The 5943-nt window shown below is 50.7% G+C and carries 4 protein-coding genes; 3 read left to right on the top strand and 1 reads right to left on the bottom strand.

Annotated features, from left to right (window positions below; translation table 11 throughout):
• Positions 1–259: 259 nt before the first annotated feature.
• Entirely contained in the window at positions 260–2908 is a 2649-nt protein-coding gene (locus AC2FLA_RS22255; protein WP_496725404.1) for an AsmA family protein, read from the bottom strand.
• Between the two features lie 422 nt (positions 2909–3330).
• On the opposite strand from AC2FLA_RS22255, the gene AC2FLA_RS22260 reads away from it, so the two are divergent.
• From AC2FLA_RS22260 to AC2FLA_RS22270, 3 genes are all read left to right on the top strand, one after another.
• Positions 3331–3600: a potassium channel family protein gene (locus AC2FLA_RS22260; RefSeq protein WP_234416729.1), complete on the top strand. Its 270-nt coding sequence runs from the start codon at positions 3331–3333 to the stop codon at positions 3598–3600.
• 176 nt (positions 3601–3776) lie between these two features.
• Positions 3777–4856 (top strand): AI-2E family transporter, encoded by a 1080-nt coding sequence (locus tag AC2FLA_RS22265; protein WP_109312664.1) that lies wholly within the window; start codon positions 3777–3779, stop codon positions 4854–4856.
• A complete protein-coding gene (locus tag AC2FLA_RS22270; RefSeq protein ID WP_496725407.1) occupies positions 4853–5917 on the top strand; it encodes an HlyD family secretion protein in 1065 nt (354 codons plus the stop codon). Before AC2FLA_RS22265 ends, AC2FLA_RS22270 begins: the two co-directional genes overlap by 4 nt.
• The last annotated feature ends 26 nt before the right edge of the window (positions 5918–5943 follow it).

Below are 5943 nucleotides of genomic sequence, written 5' to 3' on the forward strand. Positions count from 1 at the left end.
CAGACATGGTCACCGCTCGATTTTCGAACCGTGAATCACGCAGCCAAGCGGAAATCAATGGGTCCTGACCCTAGGGCGCACAAACATTGCCACCTGCGACTCAAAGGTCTTCCATCGCATCGGCTGGAATCTACAAAAGCAGCCGTTCTCCTAAAGTATGGCAAATATCAGGAGAGAGCCTAAAGCAGAAATCCCTTTTCGGGAGCATTTTCATCTTTCTTGAACTCTAGATTTATTCCTGAACCAACTACCTCCACCATTACTGTAGTTGCAAAATATCCGGGACGCAGAGTTTTCTTTTGGCAGGCATTTTGTCCGCACCATCTGATCGTTTCAGCCGTTTCGGACCGTCTTTGACCTTGATCTTCGGCTTTGCTATTGGGCCCTTCAAGGTCACGGGCCAAGGGCTCTTCGAAAGAGGTTCGCCAATCTTGCGGGGCTGTAGATTTAAATCCAAAACCTTGCCGGCCACATCGACGCCGCCAAAGACGACAACTTGGACATGGTCTGTCTCCAATGTGGTTTGTTTCGTCGAAATACTTCCATTGGAAATACTAATCGGAGCACGCAAACATACGATTGGAGCAACCTTTTGCTTCTCTTTGGTAAACACCCAAGGTAGCACCCCTAACCCTGCCAGATCCAAAAGCTGCGTCTCGATCGAGCCATCACGCATTGAAACAGTAGCATTGCCGCTCATGCTGTTTGCAAAATGCTTCGGTGAATCGGTTCCGCCGGTCACCGAAAAATCTGCATAGATCGTACCGCTTGCGCCTTTTTTGAAGTTCAGGCTGTGAAGAATTTCATCCAGCTGCCAGCCACCTGCCTTGCCGGTCAAAGTGAGCAGATGCGCGTCGTTCGATAAATCCATTTGCCCGGTGACGTCGAAATGAGCGCCTCCGTATTCAAATTTCAAAGGCCCAGCCTTAAGCTCATTCTTGTTGAGCGTCAGTTCGCTTTGCAAACTGCTGATGCCTTTGGCACCCTCTATGTGCCGAAGGTCAATGTCGACATCCATATCCATACCGGACAAGAGAACTGAACGCCCAATAGGTTTAAGCGTCACATCAGTTAAAGGGCCAGTGTCACTTGCTTCATGATTGACGCCTTCCTCGTTGGACTCCGTACCGCCTAGCTTCCGCAACTGTGCAGCGGCCTGAATGATAGTTCGAATATGATCTATCTTTATTAGGTCACTCTCAATGGAACCCTTCAGCACAGGGTCACTTGTTGCATCATCAAGATCGGCGACAATTTCCAGGACAGATTCAGCAACTTCGACATTCGCATTCGCGTTCCAGTCGGTGCCTTCGCTAACGAGGTTGATTTCAAGGCGAGCCTGCCCGGTTTCCACACGTTCAAGCGATAGTGCCTCCAAAAGGTCCGCTCCTGACGGGACTTCGACATCAATTGCTAAATCCAGGTCCTCGAATTTTAATACATTCTTCACAGTGCCATGTACCTCGAGGTTCCAGACTTCTGTTTCGCTTGTCCTGCCATCCAAATTCGTCAGCGATAGCTGATTGATATCGCCATTCAAATGAAAGTCGCCAGAAAACCTGCCGAGTTGGTCGTCCGGTCCTAACAGTTCTGGTGAGATCAAACTGCTTGCCGGAATGTCCATTAGACCTTCCGCTGATATTCCTTGTAATTGCAGCGCGTCATCGACCGAACCGTCCAAAATGATTAACGGATCAGCGGGGTTCCCAATTCTTAAATTGATGCTTCCGACCTTTAACGCGCCTTCTGGTGTTCTGGAAAGCTCGGAGAACTTGATCGGGGGCGGGCCCTCGCCAGAGGTGTCCAATGTGAACCCGTTGGTCTTAATGACCATTTGCCGCTGTGGAACTTGCCCGGGGACACTGTCGATAACCATGTCGACTGCGATAAGTTTTAGATCATACCGCGATGCGGCTGGGGCTGGTTCAGCATCTTCAGGGTACAACCGAATGCGGGTTGTCAGCGATACGTCTTCCGGGTTCCCCAATTCTCCGATCTGCCCTGTCAGCGAGAGGCTTTGCCCGCCGTCCAATTCAGCCAATACAGATAGGTCGTCAATCCGAGCAACGCCATCGACCGAATTGAATGTTGCACCAATACTCCCTGAACCTTCCAGAACACGGTTAAGCTTCAGGATATCAAGCAGCTGACCAAGTTCGGCAACCTCAAGGGTCATCTTCACTTGCAGACCGTTTTCTTGGGGGACTTCTTCGGCGGCAATCGAAATCTTTTCGAAGTTCACCGCTACCTGAAACGGGTCTTCCTTGGGGAATGTCGCGTTCAGATCAAACCTCTCTCCGTTCACTGAACCGGTCCCAACTGCGGTGGCAACGTCAGTTTCCTTGTCACGCGTCAAAAGCAGTTCAGGAAGCTGCAGATCTAGCTCAAGTCCGTTTAGGTCGTTCTGGTAAAGAACGGTAATATCGGTCAGGTGAATTCTTTGGTCCGTTAGAATTCCAGCCACAGGCAGTTTTGGAACTTTTGCGGCTTCCCCGGCTTCAACATCCGTTTCAGAAATGGACTGCCAGTTTCCAACGCCGTCTTTGTCCGTGATCAGGTTCAGGTGAACACCCGAAACAGAAAGGTTGCTCAGCGAAAGTTTACTGTTCCAGAGGTCGCGTGCGGAAACTGCGAACTCAAGTTTGTCGATTGCCGCCAGATTCGGATCAGCTTTCAGCGAACCAGGTAGTACCAGCCCTGCCGCTGAAACCTGCAACTGCCGACCAAGGCCCAAACGGGCTTCATCTTCTACTCTAACGTCCTGACCAAGTTTCTTGGAAATCAGGTTTTCGACGAAAGTAGTCCTGATAGAAGAAAACAACGCAGAAGACAGGAAAAGCCAAGCTGCTAACACAGCCACAAACGCGACAGCGCAACAAATCAATATACCTTTTGCAACGTATCGCACGTTCTTCGCCTAAAACTCTGATTCATCCAATGGGCAGCCTAGACCATTTAATCATTAAGTTAACGGAATATATGGTCGGTAATTGTTCTGAGCTCTGAATGATCTTGACCGTACAGCCGGTATTCTCACCGATTTGCTCGAACCGCTAAGAAGCGGGTAAATGACAAACGTTCGGCTAGTGCTGCACGCCCGGTTTCTTAATAGCTGGCATGAAGAGAGTTTTACTAGCTAAAACGGATGCGCTGCATGAGCTTTGACCATGGCGGCACGACGTAAGCTTCAACCGACAGGCAGCCAAGTGCCTCCGATTTTCCATATTTATCTAATTACTGCTATGTGTGAATTCATCAAACGATGAGGACATGATGAATTCACTAACCAGAATAACACGTGGGATAGGCGTCGCTTTCAAGGACGGTAGAGTGAAAGGCATTCTTGCCTTCACAGTTGGAATGATTTTATGGGCCTCGGTCTTTTACCACTTTGTCGAAGGTTGGAGTTGGCTCGACTCAATCTACTTTTCTGTCGTGACGATTTCGACCGTGGGGTTTGGTGACTTCTCACCTGAAACCGCGGCAGGGAAGATCTTCACAATGATTTACATCGTCGTGGGCCTCGGTGTCTTCGTGACCGCGGCGACCACAGTGGCGGATACTATCTTGTCCCAGGACGACAAAAAAGCGGACAAGTAGATTATCCCAATTTGGCCAAATCGAGTTCATGCCCATGCTTTGGTTTGACTGGGCACCTCAAGCCGTGGCCCGGATTCATTTGTGTCTTCAAGCTGATAGATGATCACTAAAATTCAAAAAAATATACATATTATGTTTTTTGAGTGTAACATTCGAAAAACATATGGAGGGATGGAATGGAAAAGACTCAGGACGCGAAGATTGTCGATCTGGCAATACGATTGCTCTTTCTCGGACTATTCCTCTACAGCGCCCTGGTCATGGTGGCCCCGCTTGCAAGTGTGGTTATCTGGGCAACGATCCTCTGTGTGGCCCTATACCCGGCATTTGATTGGCTTCAGTCCAAGCTGGGAGGGCGGAAAAAACTTGCCACGACGATCTTGGTTTTGTTGGGCCTTGTTTTGACCCTGGGGCCAGTCGCGACTGCGGTGTCTGGTGCTGCAGAACTAGGGTCCGAGTTTGCGGAACAGGCCGACAAGGGTGAGCTGAAAGTCCCACCTGCGCCCGAGGGCCTCAAGGAATTGCCATTGGTTGGAGACAAAATTTCCGATGTTTGGGGAATGTTTGAGCGCAATCTTGACGGCGCGCTTGCGAAGTATGGCACGCAAATCCTTGAGATCACCAAGTCGCTGTTCGGAAAGGTGTTGGGCATCGGCATCGGACTTCTTGGCTTAGCTTTGTCCGTGTTGATTATGGGAGCGTTGTTCAGTCCCGGTCCAAATTTGGTCCAGGGTCTTCAGCGCTTTGCAAACCGTGTCTTCGCACCGCGCGGCGGTGAATTCGTAACACTGGCAGGCGCAACTATTAGGAACGTGACAAAAGGCGTGATTGGTGTAGCAGCCATTCAGGCGGTCTGCGTTTGGATACTGTTGGCTTTGTTTGGGATTTCTTCGGCCGCCACGCTGGCATTTATCTGCCTGATACTTTCGATTATCCAAATCGGGCCCGGATTGGTTCTAATACCGGTAATTATTTACGCATGGAGTTCCATGTCCGGCGGAACTGCTTTGATCTTCACCGTTTTGGCCGTTCCCGTCATGATAATGGACAGTTTCCTAAGACCCGTTTTCATCTCAAAAGGCCTTGAGACCCCCATGTTGGTCATCCTCATCGGTGTTCTCGGAGGTATGATGGCGTACGGTTTGATCGGCGTCTTTATGGGGCCGGTTCTCTTCGCTGTTTTCTATGAGCTGTTCAAAGTGTGGATTGATACTTCGCCCGAAGCCGAGGGCGTTGCTGAGGGTGCGGCGAAATGAGGAAGACAATATGGACAACCCTGGCTGTCATTCTGATTTTTCTTGTCTGGTATTTAGTCGCTGATCGGAAAACGCCATTTACCGGGAACGCCAGAGTAAAAGCCGTGGCGACCCAGATCGTCCCGCAGGTGACAGGCACTGTGACTGACGTACTGGTCGAAAATGGCCAGATAGTCTTGGCCGGAGATGTCCTTGTCCGGATCGACGCGCGACCCTACGAGATTCAGCGCGACAAAGCGGAAGCTGATCTCGAAGCGGCCACTCAAGAAGTGGGCGCATCTTCGGCAGAGGTAAGAGCGGCACAAGCCAAACTAGCAAGGGCGCAGAGCGATCTGGATACGATGCGCATTCAAACGGAACGCGTGTTCGCGCTCGAAAAGAAAGGGCTGATTGCCGTCTCAAAGGCTGATGACGCACGAGGGCAATTGGCAGAGTCTGAGGCAAACTATGAGAATGCAAAAGCGGATCTGGAAAAAGCAAAACAAAGACTTGGTGACGACGGGATTGAAAACCCGAAAATCCAGCGCGCGTTGGCTGCCCTGGCGGATGCAGAGCTAAACCTTGAGTGGACTGTACTACGTGCTCCGGCGACGGGTGTCATCTCTAACTTGCTGATAGCCCCCGGAACGTATGCACGATCCGGCCAGGATCTATTGACGTTTCTGGACGCAACTGACGTCTGGATCGAGGCGTATTTTACCGAGAACAACCTAGGAAGAGCCTCGATAGGTTCTCCGGTTGACGTGGTGTTGGACATGCATCCAGGTCAGATTATTCCGGGCGTCATTGAGAGCTTTAGTGCGGCTGTTTCCCTAAGTGGCGGTGATGTGCCCGGGCAATTGGCGAGCCCGCCAAGCACTAAAGGTTTTTTGCGGGAGCCTGAGAGATTCCCGGTCAGGATCGTTTTACCTGGCTATGAAGCAGGAAGCACCGAAGATGACCTTCGCTTCCAGCTGAATGGGCAAGCCGATGTGATCATGTACCTAAGTGACAACTCGTTGCTGAACCTTGTAGGTCGAACCTACATCCGCGTGGTTTCAATTCTGTCCTATGCGTACTGAGGACCAATGCTCTGTCACCCGGCTTG

Source organism: Ruegeria sp. CDSA033, from assembly GCF_059612305.1.

What these genes read in the sequence shown, in the direction of transcription:
- AC2FLA_RS22265 (WP_109312664.1), top strand. Translation starts at nt 3,777, where the DNA reads ATGGAAAAGACTCAGGACGCGAAGATTGTCGATCTGGCAATACGATTG.
- AC2FLA_RS22270 (WP_496725407.1), top strand. Translation starts at nt 4,853, where the DNA reads ATGAGGAAGACAATATGGACAACCCTGGCTGTCATTCTGATTTTTCTT.